The 19,786-nt window shown below is 36.8% G+C and carries 21 protein-coding genes and 1 riboswitch; of the genes, 15 read left to right on the plus strand and 6 right to left on the minus strand.

Going from position 1 to position 19,786, the window contains the following annotated elements:
* Positions 1 to 472 precede the first annotated feature (472 nt).
* The 8 genes from CIL05_RS15740 (at position 473) to CIL05_RS15780 (ending at position 9,699) form a co-directional block, all read left to right on the plus strand.
* The gene (locus tag CIL05_RS15740; protein ID WP_095656493.1) at positions 473 to 1,291 is read left to right on the plus strand and encodes a sulfite exporter TauE/SafE family protein; all 819 of its coding nucleotides are present in this window, start codon (positions 473 to 475) and stop codon (positions 1,289 to 1,291) included.
* Positions 1,292 to 1,303: 12 nt separating this feature from the next.
* Positions 1,304 to 2,707 carry a bifunctional metallophosphatase/5'-nucleotidase gene (locus tag CIL05_RS15745; protein ID WP_095656494.1) on the plus strand — a complete coding sequence of 468 codons (1,404 nt, stop codon included), beginning with the start codon at positions 1,304 to 1,306 and terminating at the stop codon, positions 2,705 to 2,707.
* Positions 2,708 to 2,786: 79 nt separating this feature from the next.
* Positions 2,787 to 3,095 (plus strand): YunC family protein, encoded by a 309-nt coding sequence (locus CIL05_RS15750; protein WP_095656495.1) that lies wholly within the window; start codon positions 2,787 to 2,789, stop codon positions 3,093 to 3,095.
* Between the two features lie 707 nt (positions 3,096 to 3,802).
* Positions 3,803 to 4,888: an HD-GYP domain-containing protein gene (locus CIL05_RS15760; RefSeq protein ID WP_095656496.1), complete on the plus strand. Its 1,086-nt coding sequence runs from the start codon at positions 3,803 to 3,805 to the stop codon at positions 4,886 to 4,888.
* Between the two features lie 56 nt (positions 4,889 to 4,944).
* Positions 4,945 to 5,730 (plus strand): sporulation protein YunB, encoded by a 786-nt coding sequence (yunB, locus tag CIL05_RS15765; RefSeq protein ID WP_095656497.1) that lies wholly within the window; start codon positions 4,945 to 4,947, stop codon positions 5,728 to 5,730.
* Positions 5,731 to 5,779: 49 nt separating this feature from the next.
* Positions 5,780 to 5,959: riboswitch (Lysine riboswitch) on the plus strand.
* A gap of 152 nt (positions 5,960 to 6,111) precedes the next feature.
* The gene (locus CIL05_RS15770; protein ID WP_095656498.1) at positions 6,112 to 7,671 is read left to right on the plus strand and encodes a Na+/H+ antiporter NhaC family protein; all 1,560 of its coding nucleotides are present in this window, start codon (positions 6,112 to 6,114) and stop codon (positions 7,669 to 7,671) included.
* 372 nt (positions 7,672 to 8,043) lie between these two features.
* Entirely contained in the window at positions 8,044 to 9,591 is a 1,548-nt protein-coding gene (locus CIL05_RS15775) for a sodium-dependent transporter (RefSeq protein WP_095656499.1), read from the plus strand.
* On the plus strand, positions 9,592 to 9,699 hold the full coding sequence (locus CIL05_RS15780) for a methionine/alanine import family NSS transporter small subunit (RefSeq protein ID WP_095656500.1): 108 nt from the start codon (positions 9,592 to 9,594) through the stop codon (positions 9,697 to 9,699).
* Between the two features lie 50 nt (positions 9,700 to 9,749).
* On the opposite strand, the gene CIL05_RS15785 is transcribed toward CIL05_RS15780, so the two are convergent.
* Together CIL05_RS15785 and CIL05_RS15790 are read right to left on the minus strand one after the other, a co-directional pair.
* On the minus strand, positions 9,750 to 10,700 hold the full coding sequence (locus CIL05_RS15785) for a M23 family metallopeptidase (RefSeq protein ID WP_095656501.1): 951 nt from the start codon (positions 10,698 to 10,700) through the stop codon (positions 9,750 to 9,752).
* A gap of 154 nt (positions 10,701 to 10,854) precedes the next feature.
* Positions 10,855 to 11,412 carry a YhcN/YlaJ family sporulation lipoprotein gene (locus tag CIL05_RS15790; protein ID WP_095656502.1) on the minus strand — a complete coding sequence of 186 codons (558 nt, stop codon included), beginning with the start codon at positions 11,410 to 11,412 and terminating at the stop codon, positions 10,855 to 10,857.
* 135 nt (positions 11,413 to 11,547) lie between these two features.
* On the opposite strand from CIL05_RS15790, the gene CIL05_RS15795 reads away from it, so the two are divergent.
* Entirely contained in the window at positions 11,548 to 11,823 is a 276-nt protein-coding gene (locus CIL05_RS15795; protein WP_095656503.1) for a YutD family protein, read from the plus strand.
* A gap of 26 nt (positions 11,824 to 11,849) precedes the next feature.
* Here CIL05_RS15795 and CIL05_RS15800 read toward each other — a convergent pair whose 3' ends face one another.
* Positions 11,850 to 12,131, minus strand: coding sequence for a hypothetical protein (locus CIL05_RS15800; RefSeq protein ID WP_095656504.1), 282 nt, complete (start codon positions 12,129 to 12,131; stop codon positions 11,850 to 11,852).
* 71 nt (positions 12,132 to 12,202) lie between these two features.
* Positions 12,203 to 13,648: an amidase gene (locus CIL05_RS15805; RefSeq protein WP_240510217.1), complete on the minus strand. Its 1,446-nt coding sequence runs from the start codon at positions 13,646 to 13,648 to the stop codon at positions 12,203 to 12,205.
* 180 nt (positions 13,649 to 13,828) lie between these two features.
* Here CIL05_RS15805 and hepT point away from each other — a divergent pair, with 180 nt between their 5' ends.
* Positions 13,829 to 14,269, plus strand: coding sequence for a type VII toxin-antitoxin system HepT family RNase toxin (hepT, locus tag CIL05_RS15810; RefSeq protein ID WP_095656505.1), 441 nt, complete (start codon positions 13,829 to 13,831; stop codon positions 14,267 to 14,269).
* A 177-nt stretch (positions 14,270 to 14,446) separates the two neighbouring features.
* Positions 14,447 to 15,217: a 5' nucleotidase NucF gene (gene nucF / locus CIL05_RS15815; RefSeq protein ID WP_095656506.1), complete on the plus strand. Its 771-nt coding sequence runs from the start codon at positions 14,447 to 14,449 to the stop codon at positions 15,215 to 15,217.
* A 149-nt stretch (positions 15,218 to 15,366) separates the two neighbouring features.
* Here the strand turns inward: nucF and CIL05_RS15820 are convergent, their stop codons facing one another.
* Complete coding sequence (locus CIL05_RS15820) at positions 15,367 to 15,879, minus strand: phosphatidylglycerophosphatase A family protein (protein WP_095656507.1); 513 nt, start codon at positions 15,877 to 15,879, stop codon at positions 15,367 to 15,369.
* An 87-nt stretch (positions 15,880 to 15,966) separates the two neighbouring features.
* Here CIL05_RS15820 and CIL05_RS15825 point away from each other — a divergent pair, with 87 nt between their 5' ends.
* Positions 15,967 to 16,941, plus strand: a complete 975-nt coding sequence (locus tag CIL05_RS15825) for a YutH/CotS family kinase-like spore coat protein (RefSeq protein ID WP_095656508.1) — start codon at positions 15,967 to 15,969, stop codon at positions 16,939 to 16,941.
* Positions 16,942 to 16,970: 29 nt separating this feature from the next.
* Positions 16,971 to 17,936 carry a 2-hydroxyacid dehydrogenase gene (locus tag CIL05_RS15830; protein ID WP_095656509.1) on the plus strand — a complete coding sequence of 322 codons (966 nt, stop codon included), beginning with the start codon at positions 16,971 to 16,973 and terminating at the stop codon, positions 17,934 to 17,936.
* A gap of 78 nt (positions 17,937 to 18,014) precedes the next feature.
* On the opposite strand, the gene CIL05_RS15835 is transcribed toward CIL05_RS15830, so the two are convergent.
* Positions 18,015 to 18,239, minus strand: coding sequence for a NifU family protein (locus CIL05_RS15835; RefSeq protein ID WP_095656510.1), 225 nt, complete (start codon positions 18,237 to 18,239; stop codon positions 18,015 to 18,017).
* Between the two features lie 321 nt (positions 18,240 to 18,560).
* Between CIL05_RS15835 and CIL05_RS15840 the strand changes: the two genes are divergently transcribed.
* Together CIL05_RS15840 and CIL05_RS15845 are read left to right on the plus strand one after the other, a co-directional pair.
* Entirely contained in the window at positions 18,561 to 18,917 is a 357-nt protein-coding gene (locus CIL05_RS15840; RefSeq protein ID WP_095656511.1) for a HesB/IscA family protein, read from the plus strand.
* A 137-nt stretch (positions 18,918 to 19,054) separates the two neighbouring features.
* On the plus strand, positions 19,055 to 19,765 hold the full coding sequence (locus CIL05_RS15845) for a Crp/Fnr family transcriptional regulator (protein WP_095656512.1): 711 nt from the start codon (positions 19,055 to 19,057) through the stop codon (positions 19,763 to 19,765).
* Positions 19,766 to 19,786: the final 21 nt, after the last annotated feature.

Genomic DNA, 19,786 nt, shown 5'->3' on the forward strand with positions numbered 1-19,786 from the left:
TACGTTGGCAGTTAGAAAATTATAAAATAATTTCCTACTGCATAAGTGCAAGCTATGAGCATTTGCTCAGGAAGCTTGGCAAACACCAATTTTTCTAAAATAAGGCACCACCTTGGCACCTCATTTTAGTGTTTGTATTTTTTACTGATATTATCATTTCAAACAGATTCATTTTTAAAATTTCAGTGATTTACTAGAATGTATCTTTTTATTGAAGGTTATCTTATCCTGATTTTTCATGCAACTTATTTGCTTGTATTCGAGCGGGATTATTCAGGCAAGATACATCATCCTGGAGGGCTTCCAATATAACCGATAGCCTTTATAATTGAAGGTTCCGATGGATAAGTAACTTTCAAACGCAGCTGGCTCTGGCAGGTTTTATTAGTATAAACCCATGTAAATAAATAGGAATCATTCCAAAACAGTGCTAGTATAAAGGTATAGTAAATGAAAGATTGAGGGATAGCTTGTGGTTTTTATTATTTGTGTGCTAATTGGAGTAATCACTGCATTTTTTGGTGGATTAATGGGCCTTGGTGGGGGCATTATCCTGATCCCCAGCTTATTGTTTTTAAATCAGATATCAGATGCATTTTCCTGGGCGACCCCACAAACGATTGTAGGGATTTCCTTAATAGCCATGGTTTTTACAGCACTATCTTCAACCATGGCATATTATAAAACAGGCCGTGTAGATTATAAGACAGGTTTATTATTTTTGTCAGGAAGCATACCGGGAAGTATGTTGGGGTCCTGGTTAAATCAATTTATAGATACAGATGACTTTTTATTATACTTTGGCTTTGTCATGATTATCATTTCCATGCTTTTTCTTATTAAGCGAAAAGAACCTGCACAGGCCCTGCAGGGTGAAAATAAAGCAATGCGCACCTTTCACGTGGATGGTAAAACATATCATTACACTGTTTCAATCTGGCCGGCATGTTCGCTTTCTCTATTTGTCGGAATGATGTCAGGCTTATTTGGCATAGGTGGCGGTTCCATTATGGTACCTGCCATGATTCTGTTATTTGGTTTTCCAGCACATATTGCTACAGCAACATCGATGTTTATGATATTTTTTGTGAGTATTATAGGTGCAGGCACACATATCGCTTTAGGACATATTGCCTGGGAGTATGTTTTCTTTTTTATTCCTGGTGCATGGATTGGCGGTAAGCTTGGTGCAATGGTAAATCAAAAGATGACGGGGAAAACGCTTGTATGGATATTGCGGATCTTATTAATTGTTATAGGAATACGAATGATTTTTCAAGGTATTGGGTAAGGAGTATGACATATGCAGGAGAAAATTTATTTTTATTATTCAAATGATTTACATAGTAATTTTGAACAATGGCCACGGGTCACAGGGTTTTTGAAAGATGCAAAAGCCAAGAGAGCAGCTGCGGGTGATTCTTGTTGGGTTGTAGATATCGGTGATCATGTGGACCGTGTTCATCCAATTGCTGAAGCATTTATGGGAAAAGCAAATGTCAGGTTAATGAATGATGCTGGATATGATTTGGCGACATTAGGAAATAATGAAGGAATCACACTGGCACACGATGATCTGTTTCATTTATATGATGATGCTAATTTTGAAGTGGTTTGTGCCAATTTACATAACTTGAAAAATAAGAATCCCGATTGGCTAAAGCCTACTGTGAAAATAGAATCGGTAAATGGAGTTAAAATAGGAGTTATTGGACTAACTGCACCATTTAATGCTTTTTATGAATTACTTGATTGGCATATATCCCCGCAATTTGAGGCTTTAGATAAATATATAACACAATTGAAGGAATCTGCAGATATCATTATTTTGCTATCACATCTTGGGATCACTGAAGATCAGGAGATAGCCCGGAGATTTAAGGATATCGATGTGATTATTGGTGGGCATACACATCATTTATTACGCACAGGTGAGTATGTGAATAATACGGTAATAACAGCAGCGGGAAAACATTGTGCATTTATTGGGGAAGTTATTTTAACATGGGATCATAAGAAAAAAGAATTAGTGAAAAAAGAAGCATATACGACTGAAATTACTCATTTAGCAAAAGACCTGCAAACAGAACAAACATTACAAGAAATGAATGAAGAAGCGGATAAACTGCTAGGTAAAACAGTTGTGCAACTAAATGAGACAATAGAAGTGAAATGGTTTAAACATACTGAAATCATGCAACAGTTGACTAATACCGTTAAAGATTGGACGAAGGCAGATTGTGGCATGTTAAATTCAGGCCTTCTACTGGATCAATTGTCGGCAGGGGATATAACGTATCAGGATATCCATCGTATTTGCCCACATCCGATTAATCCGGTGATTGTGGAGCTTAATGGTGATGAGCTAATTGAAGTGGTTCGTGGATCGCTTACGAAAGATTTTACGGAATTGAAGTTAAAGGGTTTTGGATTTCGCGGCGAAGTTCTTGGAAGAATGGTATTCGCTGGATTAGATGTGGAAACAGATTTTCATAAAAATGGTGAAGAATATGTTAAAAATGTTTCATTTACTGATGGATCCTCTCTTGATCCTGATCAAACATATTCTATAGCAACTGCGGATACATTTACATTTGGCCGCTTATTGCCTGAGGTGGCAAAATCAGAAGTGAAGCAGTATTTTTTACCTGAGTTTTTGCGGGATTTATTGGCAGATACATTGCGCCGGGAATATTCAGGCAACTAAGCAGATATTCAATTTGTGACACTGTACCTCCTTTGTGCATACACATATATTGTACATCACGAAGGAGGCCTTTAAATTAATGATTACGGTTAATCCATTAGAGGTAGAGGGAATGTTTTTTACAGCAATACGTGTGGAACTGCCAAAAACAAATTTATTGATGATCTCAAATGAAATTGGCTACATTATGTGCGGTGCATTAGATGTTGATCTGTTTAACAGTAATGAAAAATTAAGAGGGCGTAATATCATTGCCGCAAGAGCAGTAGGTGTGCGGACAATTGATGATTTATTACATGCACCATTAGAAAAAATAACGGATGCTTCCAGGTCCTATGGCTGGGAAGAAGGAATGATCGGCAAGGATGCATTGGTAAAAATATCATAATATGGATGTCTTCCTAGTATGGAAGACATTTTTTGTTATATATATGTGCAATTTTAAAAATATACTCTTTTCAAGTTTTATTGTTTAATTATCGCATTGGATATAGAATGCGAAGTAACTTTTAATGATAATATGTGCTAAATCTACCGCTACGGAAACACACTTCGCTTTCCGCGGGCGGCTGATGAGCCTCCTCGAGCTGACGCTCTCCGGGGTCTCATCTAGGCCTTTCCTCCCGCAGGAGTCTTCGTGTGTTTCCTCCGCTAGCAATATGCTTTCATCTTCAAAAAGTGATCTGCCACTTAATTGAATCAAACAAGTGATATCCTCTTTTGTGGCGGTTGATTGGAGCGTAGGGCAGTCGACTCCTGCGGGAAAAGCACGAGTCTGAAGACCCTGCAGCGGTGGTCTTCCGCGAGGAGGCTGAAGCCGTGCCCGCGGAAAGCGACTGCCCGGAGCGGAAATCAACTTAGCAGTTTCGTCGCAGTTTATAGATTATGTGATAAAAACAATATTTTATAGAGGGGACAAGTAATGCGCAGTTCCAAATTTCAATGTGTCGTAGAATCGCAGTTCCAATCCTTTAGAAAACATCTTAAAAACATAAAATTTCAAAAATAAGTCATAGCGTTTTCATTAATTTTTTGGTACTATTTTAATGGGACTAATGTCGAATAAGGTCGTATTTTGTAGGAGTTGGAGAGAATATGAGGCTTGCCAGTACAAAATCAGTTACTCCAGGAATGATACTGGCGCAATCCATATATAATGAAAATGGTGTTGTGCTGATTCAAAAAGGATTAAAGCTAACTGAAAAGATGCTCGGGAGACTGTTAAATCAAGGTATTACGTATATATACATAGAAGATGAATTTACGGAAGATATTTATGTGGAACCGGTTCTTTCAGATAAATTAAGGGTAGATGCTTCGAAAACAATTAAAGATATTTTCTTGGAATTAAGAGAGAGTGGCTTAAAGGAAAGAGCTTATATTCTTGAGAAAAAAGGGAAAAAGCTTGCAAGTGTTGTGGAGCGAATTATGGAAGATATAAAAAGTAGTGAGAAGTCGTTATCAATGCTTACAGAAATTTTTATAACGGACGATTATATTTTTCATCACTCCTTAAATGTAACAATATATTCACTCGCAATTGGGGTGGAAATGAATTTATCCAATAAGAAGTTAACTGAAATAGGAATCGGAGCAATGCTGCATGATATCGGGAAAATTTTTATAGATCCGGAAATTCTGCAAAAACCGGACAAACTGTCAGTAGAGGAATTTGAAATTATTAAAGAACATACAACAATGGGATTTGATTTTTTACGGAAGTCTGCCGATATGCCTGCGGTTGTGTCCCATTGTGCATATCAGCATCATGAACGATTGGATGGATCGGGCTATCCGCGTGGAATTAAAGGAGACGAGATTCATACGTATGCAAAATTAATCGGTATTGCAGATGTCTTTGATGCAGTAACAAGTAATCGCGTATATCGGGACGCTATGCTACCACATGAAGGCCTGGAAATTATCTATGCAGGTGCCATCAATTTATTTGAAAAAAATATGGTCGAAGCATTTAAAAGGAGCATTGTTGTATATCCGGTTGGTTTATCACTACAACTTAGTGATGGCAGAGAAGGAGTAGTTGTCAGACAAAATAAACATATCTGTGATCGTCCGGTAATTCGGATTATGTCAGAAGACGGAAAGCATATGAGAACACCTTATGAGTTGGATTTAGCCAGTGTCATCAATGTCACTGTAACGGCTGTTATAACAGATTGAATTTTCGGATTCTAACCCCTGAAAAACAAGCATAAATTGTTTTAGGGGGTTTTTTAATGCTAAGACAACGAAAGAAATTTGGTACAAACAGAACATCTCCTCCGGGGAAAAATATATTAGTAATTACGATGATCCTGTTTGCTGTTTTTATTGGATTAAGTATTTGGATTATTGATCGAGGAATAGAGCCAACATTGATGGAAATAGCAGAAGCAAAGACAGATGAATTTGCTACAAGGGCTATTAATTCAGCTGTACGTTTTGCTGAAAACTATGACTTTGAAGATATTGCTAATATTACATATAACAATAATGGGGATCCAGCAATTTACAACTGGAATTCAGCAATGATCAGTGAAATAAACCGTGTGGCAACAGACAGGGTAGAGGAGTTTTTTCTGAATATGAACAGGGGAGATCCACTTGTCTTTGATAATCCACTTCAAGAGACCCCAGATTACAGTGACGGAGCAGAGGACCTTGCAAAAGTGGATCCAACCATTGTAGAGATTCCACTTGGCCAGGTAACAGGTAACTCGGTACTTGCCAACCTGGGACCAAAAGTACCGGTAAATCTTGAATTTGTCGGAAATGTAAGAACAAATATTTATCAGGAAACAAAAGAGTGGGGGATTAACTCTTCCTGGGTTTCGCTCTATCTTTATGTAGAGGTTGATGTACAGGTAGTCATTCCATTTACGACAGAGGTGACGAAAGTTCATACTGAAATTTATATGGATGGCGGGGCTATTATGGCGGATGTACCAGAGTTCTACGGTGGGAGTAATCCAAATATAGCGATACCAAAAGAGGATATAGAGAAGGACTTGCAGGATGAGTAAATCTATTGTATAGTAAAGCTATAATTTAATAATTAAAACCTTATCAGATCGGTGAGGTAGAGGTGCAGATAATAAGAGTAGTCAACAGGAGAATGACAACTGGGATTGTTGACGAAAGGATTGTTTGCCGAAGCGTAATAAGGGTCAAACTTATTATAGCTGGTATAGCTCCTAAATAAGAGGTATACTGTCATGCTTAAATGAATGTGCATGGAGAACTACTGATCGAAATGGAGGATAACGTATATTGCAGGGACAATGATGGTTATTTTCTATCGTTGTCTTTTTGTGTTTTTTAAGACAAGTTTACGTATATTCATAGACTACATTTCGTGCTTAACTTCATGTTCATTTGTACAATACATAATGGGGGTAACATCGATGGAAGGCACAATTTATTCAATTATTCCAGCATTGCTTATGCTGCTGCTTGTATTACTTACAAGAAAAGTTTTATTATCTTTAGGTGCAGGTATTATCGTTGGGGCATTAATGATCCGCGATTTCAATATACTTGGGACACTTAATGAGATTTGGACAATATTTTATGAAATATTTTTCGTTGACGGCTCATTAAATATAGGTAATATTCTTTTATTGAGCTTTTTATTACTACTCGGAATGATGACAGCCTTCTTGCAGGCATCAGGTGGAAGCAGGGCGTTTGGTGAGTGGATGATCAAACGAGTTAAAACACGTACAGGTGCACAGGTTATGACAGCCGTATTAGGATTAATTATTTTTATCGATGATTATTTTAACAGTCTGGCAGTTGGTCAAATCGCACGACCTCTAACTGACCGTCATAAAATTTCCCGTGCAAAGCTTGCGTATTTTATTGATTCAACGTCAGCACCGGTTACTGTATTATCACCAATTTCAAGCTGGGGTGCTTATATAATCGGTATTTTGGGTGGATTATTTGCTGTAAATGGAATAACGGATATACAGCCATTGGAAGCATTTATTAAAATGATTCCACTGAATTTATATGCATTATCTGCAGTATTACTCGTATTTCTGGTTGCATATTTAAAATTGGATATTGGAGCAATGCGAACACATGAAAAACGAGCGATAGAAACAGGTGAGCTGTTAAATCCAGAGCAGGACAGTGTTCCTGGTGATCTGGGAGATACATTTGAGCCACATAAAAGTGGGAAGATCTTTCATTTGCTAGTACCTATTGGCGTTCTAATAATAGCAACTGTTGTTTCGATGCTTATTACAGGGGCAAACGAAAGTGAAGGTGGCGCTACGTTATTATCCATCTTTGCTAATACAAATGTAAATCTATCTTTATTTATTGGTGGACTGATTGCCGTACTAACAGCACTTGTATTCCATCTTCAACAAAATGAACCAAGGTCAAATACATTTAAGATCTTCATTGAAGGTACTAAAACAATGATGCCGGCGATTTATATTCTACTATTGGCATGGATGATTGGTTCTGTTATTGGTTCACTGGAGACAGGTGAGTATTTGGCACAAATTGTCAGCGATGCATCTATCAGTTCTTCCCTGCTGCCATTCCTATTTTTCCTGATTGCTGGAATAATGGCATTAGCAACCGGAACATCTTGGGGGACGTTTGGAATTATGCTTCCAATAGCAGCAGAAGTCGCTGTTATTACAGATATAAGTATGCTTCTTCCAACACTTGCAGCAGTATTGGCCGGCTCTGTATTCGGTGACCATTGTACACCTATTTCAGATACAACGATTCTATCGTCGACCGGGGCAGGAGCAAATCACATCGATCACGTATTAACACAGCTGCCATATGCATTTATTGCCGCTGGAGCAGCATGTATAGGATATTTGGTAATTGGTTTTACAAATCAAGTACTCCTTCCTATATTAATAACTTTTGCAATTGTGATTGCCATTGGATTATTAATTAATTACCTGGCAAAAGCAAAACTGAATCAAGCTTAAATATAAAATATTCTTTCATCCAAAGGGTGGAAGAATATTTTTTTGTGTTCTTGAATAGTTCTTCGGCTGATAAACATTAACTCGAGCTGATGTTCTTGCTCTCGGGCTGATGTTCTTCGGTCGATAAATCTGTTCCCCGTCAGATAACCTCTCTATCCAGTCGACTAATCTATTCTCCACGCTTTCAGTGTCAATTATTTCCAGGACAAAGTAATAATATTGAAAATTAAATTATTTCTTTGACATAGTAGGAAAGTACCGTTATAATACAAGCATAAATATCAGAAAAAAGTAAACATTTTAAACATTCCTTGTTATAGCTGGACATACACATGTTATAGCAGGGAAAAAAAGAAAAGAGGAGGTCTATACATGGAAAAACGTTCACAATGGGGGACAAGGGCAGGCTTTATTTTTGCAGCAGTAGGTTCAGCTGTCGGACTTGGTAATATTTGGCGGTTTCCGGCTGTTGCATATGAAAATGGTGGAGGCGCTTTCTTTATACCGTATTTATTTGCTTTACTGACAGCGGGGATTCCCATATTAATTATGGAATTTTCAATGGGGCATAAATTTCGCGGTTCAGCTCCATTAACCTTTAGAAGGTTGAATAAGAAAACAGAATTTATTGGCTGGTGGGCTGTATTAGTTGCATTCGTAATTTCCACTTACTATTCTGTCATAATTGCCTGGGCGATATCATATTCAATTTTCTCATTTAATCTAAATTGGGGTTCAGATACAGAAGGATTTTTATATGGAGAATATCTGCATTTGGCTGATGTTCCCGGACAAACAGGCAGTCTTGTACCCGGAGTATTCATTCCACTAATAATTGTTTGGGTTGTTGTATTGGGGATTTTATTTAAAGGGGTTAAAAAGGGAATTGAAATTGCCAACAGGATTTTCATTCCAGCATTAGTAATTATTTTTCTTATCATCGTTATTCGAGCTGTTACATTACCAGGAGCATTAGAAGGTCTGAATGCATTTTTTGAACCTGACTTCACTAGAATTGCTGATCCTGATGTATGGATTGCAGCATATGGACAAATATTCTTTAGTTTATCGATTGCATTTGCAATTATGATAACGTATTCAAGTTATTTACCTAAAAAATCAGATATTACGAATAACGCATTTATTGTAGGGTTTGGTAACTCAGCATTTGAATTACTTGCAGGTATTGGTGTATTTGCAGTCCTCGGATTTATGGCTGTCAGTCAGGGTGTAGCTGTTGATGAAGTTGTTGCAGGTGGTGTGGGATTAGCATTTGTGGTCTTCCCTGCAATCATAAACGAGTTCCCTGCATTAAATGAATTGTTTGGATTCCTGTTCTTTGCATCGCTGGTTCTGGCTGGTTTATCTTCCTTGATGTCGATTACAGAAACGTATGTGGCTGGTCTTGTAGATAAATTTAAAATCTCAAGAACTAAAGCAGTACTCTTTGGTGGTGGATTAGCAGCGGTTATTTCATTACTATATGCCACCCAAGGTGGTCTGTACTTCCTCGATGCAGCAGATTACTTTATTAACCAATTTGGTGTCGCATTGCTCGGATTGGTTGAAGTTGTATTAATCGCTTGGATTTTGCGCAGAGTTAAAAATATCCAGACACATGCAAATGAAATCTCGGATATTCGTCTAGGTTCCTGGTGGACCATAAGCTTAAGTATTATTACACCAATTGTAATGGGATATATGATGTTTGGATTGTTCAAACAGAATATATTAAAAGAATTTACCGGAGAGGGAAATACTACTGGTAACTATGAAGGCTATTCAGATTCATTTATCATGTTCGGTGGCTGGTCTGTTGCGGCAGCGGCATTGCTGATTGGAATACTAATTTCAATGACGAAATGGAAAACATCTGACGAAGCGGAAGAAGAATCCAATAAGACTGGGGAGGCAAAATAAATGAGTGGTGGAGCAATCTTTGTTATGATCCTTGGTATGGTAATTATCTGGGGTGGCCTTGCAGCAAGCATTAACCATGCTGTTAAAAAGGCCAAAGAGGCCAAATAATATGTAATGTAATAAGAGCCTTTACCGTAATGGTAGAGGCTCTTATTGTTTTATTTGTTTTCCTTCGCCATGCGCTCCCATTTTTTTAAATAAGGGTATGGGTCAAAGGACCATTCACTATAGCCGTTATCCTTATACATCCCGTAATGTAAATGTGGTGGGAATTTACCCGAAGTTCCAGGGGGACCGTAACCGGTTGAGCCAACACTGCCAAGTTCATCACCTGGCTTTACAACCTGGCCAACCTTAATGTCATCGTTGTAGCCACTCATATGGGCATAATAATGATATATATTGAATATATCTCTTACCCCAATTCTCCAGCCGCCATATAAATTCCAACCCATCATTTCAATAACACCATATGTTGTCGATTTTACGGGTGTCCCATAGCCAGCGAATATATCTGTTCCTTCATGTATGCGTAACCCTCCAAAACCACGCCTGTCGCCCCATGTATTGTTATAGCTGTAGTTATACTGAGTAGATACAGGGAAATCTCGGTCAGTTAAATTAATTTTCTGGAATTTTTTAAATACTTTTGCTGTATTCATAATGGTTTGGACAGTAAGATCTCTTTTGTAATAATTCCATAATGCAATTTTAATATCATCCCTTGTTTGACCCTGTTCCAAAATAATATTTCCCATCGTGTACAATATATCTTCAGGGTCTTCAGGATCTGCTTTATGATCACCGTTTCCATCCTTGCCTTTTCCACTAAAAAATTCAATGATTTTTTCATCCTTAATCATCGGACTATTTCCAAGTCCAAACCAAAGTTCGGGTGGAACGCTAATGGATATTGTCTGTTCGTTATCATCACTTTTTTTTATATTTCGTTCATAATTTTCAATTGCTGCAAAATAATACCATGGAATATGTGTTAAAGCCTCTGTTTTTTTAAAAAGTGCCATCCGTTCCTGATATATATCCTCTTCGGCATGGATTGCTTCAATTGAAATGAAATTTACAATTATTATGAGTATTGAAGTGATCATTACTTTATAAATATGTTTCACCCCCTGATAATAAAAATGTCTATTGTCGGACAGTATGTATTTTTAGATTAAATTGGGTTTCTTATTCATTGAAAAAGGACTAACGGTTAAAGTTAGCCCTAAACTAGTAAGAGGATCTACATCTTATTTATTTTCACTCGTGACCCTGTGAGGATTTTTTCATTTCCTTTATAATGCTGTCAATTGTGTTATCATAGTTTTTATTGGTTGTTGTTGAATTATGCAAGCTATGGATATCTCTAATTAATACATCATTGTCTGAAACATAAACATCAAAGAAACTAGGCATCACAGATACAGCTGTTTTCTTTGCAATATCGGCTGCATCACTTTCTTCTATATCCTCATTTTTTTCAAAAGCAATTAAAACTTCTTCATCTGTAACCAATGTTGCAACTTCTTCGAATCCATCATTACGTAAAATGATTCTCGTAATCATATTAGCCATTTGGGTACGATCGATTGTCACCTGATGATTATTTTCTGCATCATTATCCAGTTGATCTTTAGAATATCTAACATAGCCCAGTTTGTTATTCAGTTCTTCATCTGCAGGGGACTCCATTTCTCTTGCGGGATCTAATTCATCAATGTTTTCATTTCTTTCATCCATTGCATTATCTGTATTTCCACAACCAGATATCGTTACTATTGCTATTAGAGTGCTTATCATAAAAAGCTTTGGATTCATGGTTTTCCTCCTTTCACCAAATAATGACTTTCTTTCCTAGTTTGCTTTATAGAATAAATATCATGCATATATTATTCTGGTTATGTTGTGGATGAATATGATAAACTATAGTAAGTTTAAGTGGGGTGATTAGCTTTGATTGAATTACAAGGGAAAACTTATGAAATTATTGAAAATAATAGAGATGGTTTTCAAGAAGAAGCATTAAACGAACGCTTTTCTGATATTTTATCTAAATACGACTATATTGTAGGGGATTGGGGCTATGAGCAGCTTCGATTAAAAGGATTTTATAATGATCGAAACTCAAAGGCATCCATAGATACAAAAATAAGTGCATTGGATGATTATTTGTATGAATACTGTAATTTTGGTTGTGCTTATTTCGTATTAAAGAAAGTATCGAAATAAAAAAGCAGTAGTAAATGAACTACTGCTCACTGCTCCTCAATAGGGGGGACATCCCCATCTTCATCATGAAGCGGATGGGCACCGGGGGTTTGTCGCGGCAAATCTTCGTGCAGCTCTTTATATGGATAGATAAAAGCACTTTGCCTGCGTTGCCCTTTTTCCCAGGGTGTTGATTTCCCATAAACAGGTTCTTCTTTATTGATCGAAGAACCAAAAGCTCCTTCAGGAAATTCTTCAGGTATTAATTCATTTCGCTGATTTCGAACATTGGAAAAATCCGAATAGACATTTTTTCCCTTCCTTGCCATAGTTGGTTCATCCTTTCTTTTTAGCTTTAGTTTCCCTATAAAAGAAAGGATCTATGATACCAATTGTTGGATTATCCTAATTTATCACAGCGAACATACCCTCTGAATTTCTTCTCCAATAACCTTCCTAAACGAAACAATGCATTTTCATTGCCAATACTGCTCATGATTTGAATACTTATTGGCATGTCATTTTCATCTGTACCCACTGGAATAGTCAATGTTGGTAAACCCCAGACATTTGCATACGCAACATATGGCATATAATCCAGGAAAGTCTTGCGAATAGAGAAAATTTCCTGAAATACCTTGCCATGTTTAAGAGCGCCCGAATGATATACAGGAAAAATAAGCAGGCGATTTTTTAAGTAATCGGTTAATGCTTTATCTCCTTGATCAAGAAATGTGTTTATTTCCTCCACTCGTCCTTTAGTTGGCTTAAATAATTTGGCTCCGATGATTGCCCATGAAAGGTAAGGATGAATAGATGTCCTTTGTGTTAGTTTTTCCTTTAAGAAAGACGTGAATACATTGGACCGGTTATTGCTGAATGCTTCATCTTCAATGATTTTACTGCCTTCTATAGACATAATCTCCTGCCAAATCAAAGCACTGTCATCGAAAAGTGATGGTACCGCTCTTTTCGTTGAATATGATCTTGTCAAAAAATATTCAATATCATCAAGCATACCTTTTGTGAAATTAGATAAAGGATAATTATTATTGCCTGGTAAAATTTCAATTTTAAAGTTTTTTAACGAACGATTAGGGGGATTATTATTTGCTATAATATTGTACATCAGTTCCATATCCTGAACTGATTTACCCATAGGCCCCATTGTCAGCATTCTATCCTGTAATGGATTTACGACAGAGGGGAAGTGACCTTCAGAAGATACTTGATTCATCCCTGGCTTAAATCCGACTATCCCATTGAAATGAGTTGGAAACCGTATGGATCCCCCGATGTCAGAACCAATTCCAACCGCAGCTCCACCTGCACTAAGAAGTGCACCTTCACCACCGCTTGATCCGCCGGCAGTCCTGCTTACATCCCAGGGATTATTTGTCCGTCCATATAATTTATTTTCCGTTTCCTGACAAAAGCACAATGCTGGTGTATTTGTTTTTCCCAGGATAATAGCTCCTGCATTTTTAAGTTTGGTTATTACAGCAGCATCCTTTCTGGAAATCAGATCCTGTCTGTGCTCGAGTCCACCAGTTGTTTTCATATTTTCAACATCAAATGATTCTTTGACACTGATCGGTACACCGTAGAGTGGACCTGTGTGTTCATTTTTTTGCAGAAGTTTATCCTTTTCCTTTGCTTCATTTATAGCTTGTGAAAAGCGATTCTCTACAAGTGCATTAATTGTAGGATTAATTTTTTTAATATGTTCAATATATGCTAAAGTTGCTTCAATACTTGTCAATTCTTTATTTTTAATGGAATTTGCAATTGATGTAGCGTCCATTGTAAGAATACTTTCTTTTGTAATAGAAACTTTGGTTTTCATTTCCCTACCCCGCTTCATAATATTTCCCCTGAGAAATTGCACTTCATTTTTATTTTTCCAGGCCGTCCTTTACCTTTTTTAGAATTTTGGCATTTTATTAACTATACCATGTTAAATGCTTTTCTTCATTCTAAATATGATATGATAATAGTGTTACCAAGCTTATTGGAGGTATTATAAATGTATTTTGTTGATCGAAGTAAAATAGAAGAAACATTGATATATATGGAAGAGCTATTACAGGAAGCAGGAAAGGGCAACTTTGAGACTTTCACGGAATATTTAGCGTTGGAAAGAATGGTGCATGTACTGATCGAATCCACACTTGATGTAGGCAACATGATGATTGATGGTTTTATTATGCGTGATCCGGGAAGCTATGATGACATCATTGATATACTTATTGATGAAAAAGTTTTACCAAAAGAAGAAGAAAATAGCTATAAGGAAATGATTCAATTACGGAAAATGATTGTTAAGAATTATATTGCGGTGGAACACGAAAAACTAAAAAACATAATAAATAAAAATATACCTGTTCTGAATAAGTTCAGTTCCCATATTCGAACATATTTAAATAATGAATTAGGAGTTGCCAATGCATTTTCAAATGAAAAGTAAAGGTGATCATCGATAAAAAAACCGAAAGAAGGATGATGAGTCTATCATTCTTTTTTAATTTGCAGATAGGAAAGTATAAAAACTTTCCTATCTGCATAAGGGCAACTAAGGCTGTCACCCAAAAGCTTAGTGACAACCAAGCTTTCTAATAAATGAAGAAGAAAAGAGGATTTTTACTTGAAAAACTATAAAGGTTATTTAATCGATTTGGATGGAACGATGTATCGGGGAAGTGAACCGATTGAAGCAGCAGCTGAATTTGTAAATGCTTTACATACGAAAAATATTCCTTATTTATTTGTTACAAATAATTCTTCTAAAACCCAGGAAGATGTTTCGGACAAGCTAAATAATATGAGAATTAGATCAACACCTGATCATGTTGTAACAACAAGTCTGGCCACAGCAAGATTCATTAAACATCAAAAAAAGGATGCAAGGTGTTATGTAATTGGTGAAGCGGGTTTACGCGCTGCACTGAAAGAACAGGGATTAACAATTGTAGAGGACACTTGTGATTTTGTTGTAGTTGGAATAGATCGGGAAATTAGTTATGAAAAATTGGCTAAAGGCTGTATCGAAATACGAAATGGGGCAACTTTTATTTCAACAAATAGCGATGTTGCCATCCCAACCGAACGTGGGCTTTTACCTGGAAATGGTGCGCTGACCTCAATTATCACGGTAAGTACAGGGAGAGCACCAATTTTTATCGGTAAACCAGAAGCAATCATTATGGAAGAAGCACTGGGAATACTGGGACTTCCAAAAAATGAAACGTTAATGGTTGGTGATAATTATCATACCGATATTCGGGCAGGTATTAATGCTGGGATAGATACATTAATGGTTTTTACAGGAGTCACACCTTTTGCGGAACTGGCAAACTTAGAAATAAAACCTGATTATCATGTTCAGAGCTTACGTGAATGGATTGGGGAAATTTAATTTAGAGACTTGAACGAATTTATCAGCCGGAGGAGAATTTTATCTTCCGGAGAACGAATATATCAACCGGAGGAGAAATATATCATCCGAAGCACAAAGATATCCTTCAAAAACAAAAGAAATCGGCGCAATCGCCGATTTCCTCACTATTAATCATCCAAGGCTTTATCGTCAGCTGTGCCGTGTGCGAGTCTGCTTGAGGCTGCTGCAGCAATTGCTCCTACGATATCATCCAGAAATGTGTGTACTTCTCCTGTTGCCGGATCATTTAACCTTTTCAAAATTCCCGGTTTTTGTTTATCAATATAGCCATAATTTGTGAATCCAATAGAACCATAAACATTGACGATGGATAAAGCAATAATTTCATCGACACCATAAAGGCTTTCATCTGTGTCAATTGTTTTTTGCAATGGTTGTTCCAGCACCTTTTTCTCTGCAAGTACATCTAATTGAATGCCTGTTAATACAGCATTTTGAACTTCTCTTTTCGTTAATACACGATCAACGTTGTGTAAACATTCTGCCATCGTTAAATTATCATGATATTTTGATTGTAAATAATAAACCAGTTCCGCAATATCGTCTAATGTAACGCCACGTTCGGTCAGCCACTGTCTTGCTTTAACTTCCAGTTCACTTTGTTTTGTGTTTTTATCCATTACGATCACCTTTTCTTCTAAAAAATTTGGTTAAGAATTGTCTTTATAACTCATACACTATGTTAAAAGCAAATGGGGGAGATAATTTTGCCTATCATAGATATGCTTGGCGTATATTATGCTATACAAGCCGAGAGGAAATTGGAGTTGGATGGTAAGGATGGCTATAAACAGGATGAGTATGTTTATTTTACCATTTCTGCGGACAACAGGGAAATTATTCATATGGAGCAGGCGACACTCGCTTATTATTTAATTGAAAATAAATACAATAATACTGCCCTACCTATACCAAATAGGAATGGTGAATGGTTTACTGCATACGAGGATAAAAATTATATGGTTATGCAGGTACAGCGAGATATCTTAGAAAATACTTATTCGAGTGGCGAATCACTGGCACATTTTCATCAAATTGGCACAGCTTACAGCTATGAACCAAAAACTATTTCGAGTTATGGTCAATGGAAGCAATTATGGATTGATAAACTTACCGCATTTGAAAGCAATGTAGAATTGGAAGCTAAAAACCATTCGTCTAATTATTATCGGTTATTGATGGACGTTCTACCCTATATTGTAGGAATCAGTGAAAATGGAATTCAGTATATACAGGAAAGCGAGCATGAAAGAAGGTACCATGAAGCTGACCAGGGCACAATTGCTTTTAGGCGTTATACCAATGATTTAGAAAAAACTGTATTATGGGCAGATGAATTGGTATATGACCATCCAACAAGAGATTTGGCAGAATGTATTCGTTTTATGATACTGAATAATAAAGATGATAATGAGCTAATTACATTTCTAAATGACTATCAATCGCTCAGACCTTTATCCGTGTTTAGCTGGCGCTTATTGTATGCCAGATTAATTTTTCCTATTCACTTCTTTGATATCATTGATCGCGGGTTTATGTTTCAGGATCTTGAACAGTCTTATAGTGAATTGCGGGATATTCTAAAAAAACAAGTAATTTACGAAAAGAGGCTTGGAGAATTATTTAAAAACTTAGGCGTCGATCATGAGGTATTACAAATTCCTGTGTTAGACTGGCTATAAGCTAACTTTTACAGGAAAGAGGTATAAACATGTCAAAACCAATTATTTATATTACAAGGAGAATTCCGGATGAGATAATAGAGCCTTATCGGGAGACAATAGATTTTCGCATGTGGAAGAAAGAGGATCAGCCTGTACCAAGGGATATTTTACTGGAAGAAGTAGCCCAGGCTGATGGCTTATTATGCATGTTAAGTGATAAAATTGATAAGGAACTATTAAGCAAAGCCAGTAAATTAAAAATTGCAGCTAATTTAGCGGTTGGTTTTGATAATATTGATATTGAGGCTGCAAAACAACAGGAAATAATTATAACAAATACGCCGGATGTGTTGACAGAGACTACAGCTGATTTGGGCTTTGCTTTGTTGATGGCAACAGCTAGAAGAATTGTTGAAGCAGAAAAATATATACAAAAGGATCAGTGGAAGAACTGGTCACCATACTTACTTGCAGGTACTGATGTTCACCATAAAACAATAGGAATTGTTGGCATGGGACGAATTGGTGAAGCAATTGCCAGACGTGCTAAAGGGTTTGGGATGTCGATTCTATATCATAATCGTACGCGAAAGTATGATTCAGAAAGTGAGCTTGGGGCTACCTATGTTGGCTTTGATCAGCTGTTGGATAAAGCGGACTTTGTTGTGTCTGTTGTACCATTTACAAATGAAACAAATAAACTATTTGATCAATCGGCATTTAGTAAAATGAAATCAACAGCTATTTTCATCAATATATCTCGTGGGGCTGTTGTGGACGAAGATTCATTACTTGAAGCATTGAAAACGAAACAAATTAAAGCAGCTGGTTTAGATGTATTTGAAGCAGAACCAATTCGAAAAAGTCATCCATTATTAATGTTGGACAATGTTGTATGCTTGCCCCATATTGGATCAGCGAGTGAAGAAACCCGTACGGCAATGCTCCAATTATGCTTGGATAATATAACATCAGTTTTACAGGGAAAAGAGCCAAAAACGGCTGTTAAGTAAAAGACAAGGGGAGATGTGGCATCAGTCAGGTTCAATAAAACAGGCAGACAAATGAATGTCTGCCTTATCAACTATTATTTAGAATACCTGTTCAATTTCTCTTACTCCTGGAACCTCAGCCATTAATGCGCGTTCAATTCCTGCTTTTAGAGTGATGGTAGAACTCGGACAGTTCCCACATGCACCCATAAGACGAAGAAGTACAATGCCTTCATCATCAACATCAATTAGCTCAACGTCCCCACCATCACGTAGTAGAAATGGACGCAGTTTGTTTAAAACTTCCTGTACTTGATCTTGCATTATCCATCTTCTCCTTTCCTTATCATCATTATATGATGAATTAGTTAAAAAATCTATCTAAAAATTACTTTTCAATATCATTAGTCTCTTTTAGTTTATCTTTAACCAAACATTTTGTAAAATAAAACTAACTGTAAAGGGAAGATTTTTTAAGGGCGAGTGATAAAAAGGTAATAATTACCATATATGGTGCAGGGTAAATTTGCGCCAGTTGTGTAGGTGCGGCATAAAAGAAATAAAGCAATTTGGCATGCAAATATTTGAATAGTAAAGTTATAGTTTGTATACTAATAGTTAACCGTGAAAAGGGAGGTACTGCTGATGGTTATTACAATTACAGATAATGCAAGTACTCAAATTCAGGAAATGATGAAAGAGGAATCCGGCGATGCACGCCTGCGCTTTGGTATCAAAGGTGGCGGATGCAGTGGATTATCCTACTCATTGGGATTCGAACATGAAATCAATGATGATCTGGATACGATAGAAGAAATTAATGGAATTCCAGTTGTGTTTTTTAATCAGGATATACCTATTATAGAAGGAACAAAAATTGATTTTAAAGAGAACATGATGGGTGGAGGGTTTTCGATCGAAAATCCAAATGCGATTGTTTCGTGTGGCTGTGGTTCTTCGTTTAGAGCGAAAGATCGAGCGGGAACACCTGGGGATTGCTAATAGTGAAAAACTGCTGGAGTACTTTTAAGTGCTCCGGTTTTTTATTGAAAAAAGCGATGACCTCTAAAACAATAATCACTTCCAACCTACGAATATAAGATATACTATAACCAGGGGAATATGAAGGGGGTTTATTGATGACTGACTCGTGTAGCCATGGCCAGGTTGTTGACAGCAAGCAGTTGTGTGTATCAAAGGTGCCATTTTTTAATCATTTGGATACAGAGGAAATGGTGAAAATAGCCAATATGAGCAGACATAAGGATTTTAAGAAAGGTGAAATCATCTTTCATGATGGTGATCCGCTTGAATATTTATATATTGTACACCAGGGACGTGTGAAAAATTATCAGCTATTTGAATCAGGTAAAGAACAGTTACTACGAATTTTAGAGCCTGGAGAATTTACAGGTGAGCTGGCATTATTTACGGAAAAGTTATTAGATAGTTATGCTGAAGCATTGGTAAAGACTAATATATGTATGATCCACCGTGAAGATATGCAGAATTTAATGCAAACCCATCCAACGATTGCTGTTAAAATTTTAGAAGAGTTCACGAATAGGCTGGATCAAACGGAAAAGCTTGTGGGCCAACTAAGTTCAAAAGATGTGGAAACAAGAATTGCCAGTTATTTAATGGAACTGGTTGAAAATAATAATTCCGTTGAAATTGTATTGCCAATGAGTAAAAAGGATCTTGCTTCCTATCTGGGAACGACACAGGAAACTGTAAGCAGAAGATTATCCAGCTTTCAAACGAACGGGTGGATTGAGCAAAAAGGACACCGCAATATAAAAATTATGGATAAAGATGCGTTGTCAGCTATAGCAGATGAGGTAAAATGAAAAGCCGGAGTCTGGCGATAT

The sequence above is a fragment of the Virgibacillus profundi genome (genome assembly GCF_002287375.1).
Classification (GTDB): domain Bacteria; phylum Bacillota; class Bacilli; order Bacillales; family Amphibacillaceae; genus Virgibacillus_K; species Virgibacillus_K profundi.

Bases quoted from the DNA above. Each gene is read 5' to 3' on its own strand.
- CIL05_RS15745 (WP_095656494.1), top strand. From the start codon at position 1,304: ATGCAGGAGAAAATTTATTTTTATTATTCAAATGATTTACATAGTAAT.
- CIL05_RS15750 (WP_095656495.1), top strand. From the start codon at position 2,787: ATGATTACGGTTAATCCATTAGAGGTAGAGGGAATGTTTTTTACAGCA.
- CIL05_RS15760 (WP_095656496.1), top strand. From the start codon at position 3,803: ATGAGGCTTGCCAGTACAAAATCAGTTACTCCAGGAATGATACTGGCG.
- yunB (WP_095656497.1), top strand. From the start codon at position 4,945: ATGCTAAGACAACGAAAGAAATTTGGTACAAACAGAACATCTCCTCCG.
- CIL05_RS15770 (WP_095656498.1), top strand. From the start codon at position 6,112: ATGGAAGGCACAATTTATTCAATTATTCCAGCATTGCTTATGCTGCTG.
- CIL05_RS15775 (WP_095656499.1), top strand. From the start codon at position 8,044: ATGGAAAAACGTTCACAATGGGGGACAAGGGCAGGCTTTATTTTTGCA.
- CIL05_RS15780 (WP_095656500.1), top strand. From the start codon at position 9,592: ATGAGTGGTGGAGCAATCTTTGTTATGATCCTTGGTATGGTAATTATC.
- CIL05_RS15785 (WP_095656501.1), bottom strand. From the start codon at position 10,700: ATGATCACTTCAATACTCATAATAATTGTAAATTTCATTTCAATTGAA.
- CIL05_RS15790 (WP_095656502.1), bottom strand. From the start codon at position 11,412: ATGAATCCAAAGCTTTTTATGATAAGCACTCTAATAGCAATAGTAACG.
- CIL05_RS15800 (WP_095656504.1), bottom strand. From the start codon at position 12,131: ATGGCAAGGAAGGGAAAAAATGTCTATTCGGATTTTTCCAATGTTCGA.
- CIL05_RS15805 (WP_240510217.1), bottom strand. From the start codon at position 13,648: ATGAAAACCAAAGTTTCTATTACAAAAGAAAGTATTCTTACAATGGAC.
- hepT (WP_095656505.1), top strand. From the start codon at position 13,829: ATGTATTTTGTTGATCGAAGTAAAATAGAAGAAACATTGATATATATG.
- CIL05_RS15820 (WP_095656507.1), bottom strand. From the start codon at position 15,879: ATGGATAAAAACACAAAACAAAGTGAACTGGAAGTTAAAGCAAGACAG.
- CIL05_RS15830 (WP_095656509.1), top strand. From the start codon at position 16,971: ATGTCAAAACCAATTATTTATATTACAAGGAGAATTCCGGATGAGATA.
- CIL05_RS15835 (WP_095656510.1), bottom strand. From the start codon at position 18,239: ATGCAAGATCAAGTACAGGAAGTTTTAAACAAACTGCGTCCATTTCTA.
- CIL05_RS15840 (WP_095656511.1), top strand. From the start codon at position 18,561: ATGGTTATTACAATTACAGATAATGCAAGTACTCAAATTCAGGAAATG.
- CIL05_RS15845 (WP_095656512.1), top strand. From the start codon at position 19,055: ATGACTGACTCGTGTAGCCATGGCCAGGTTGTTGACAGCAAGCAGTTG.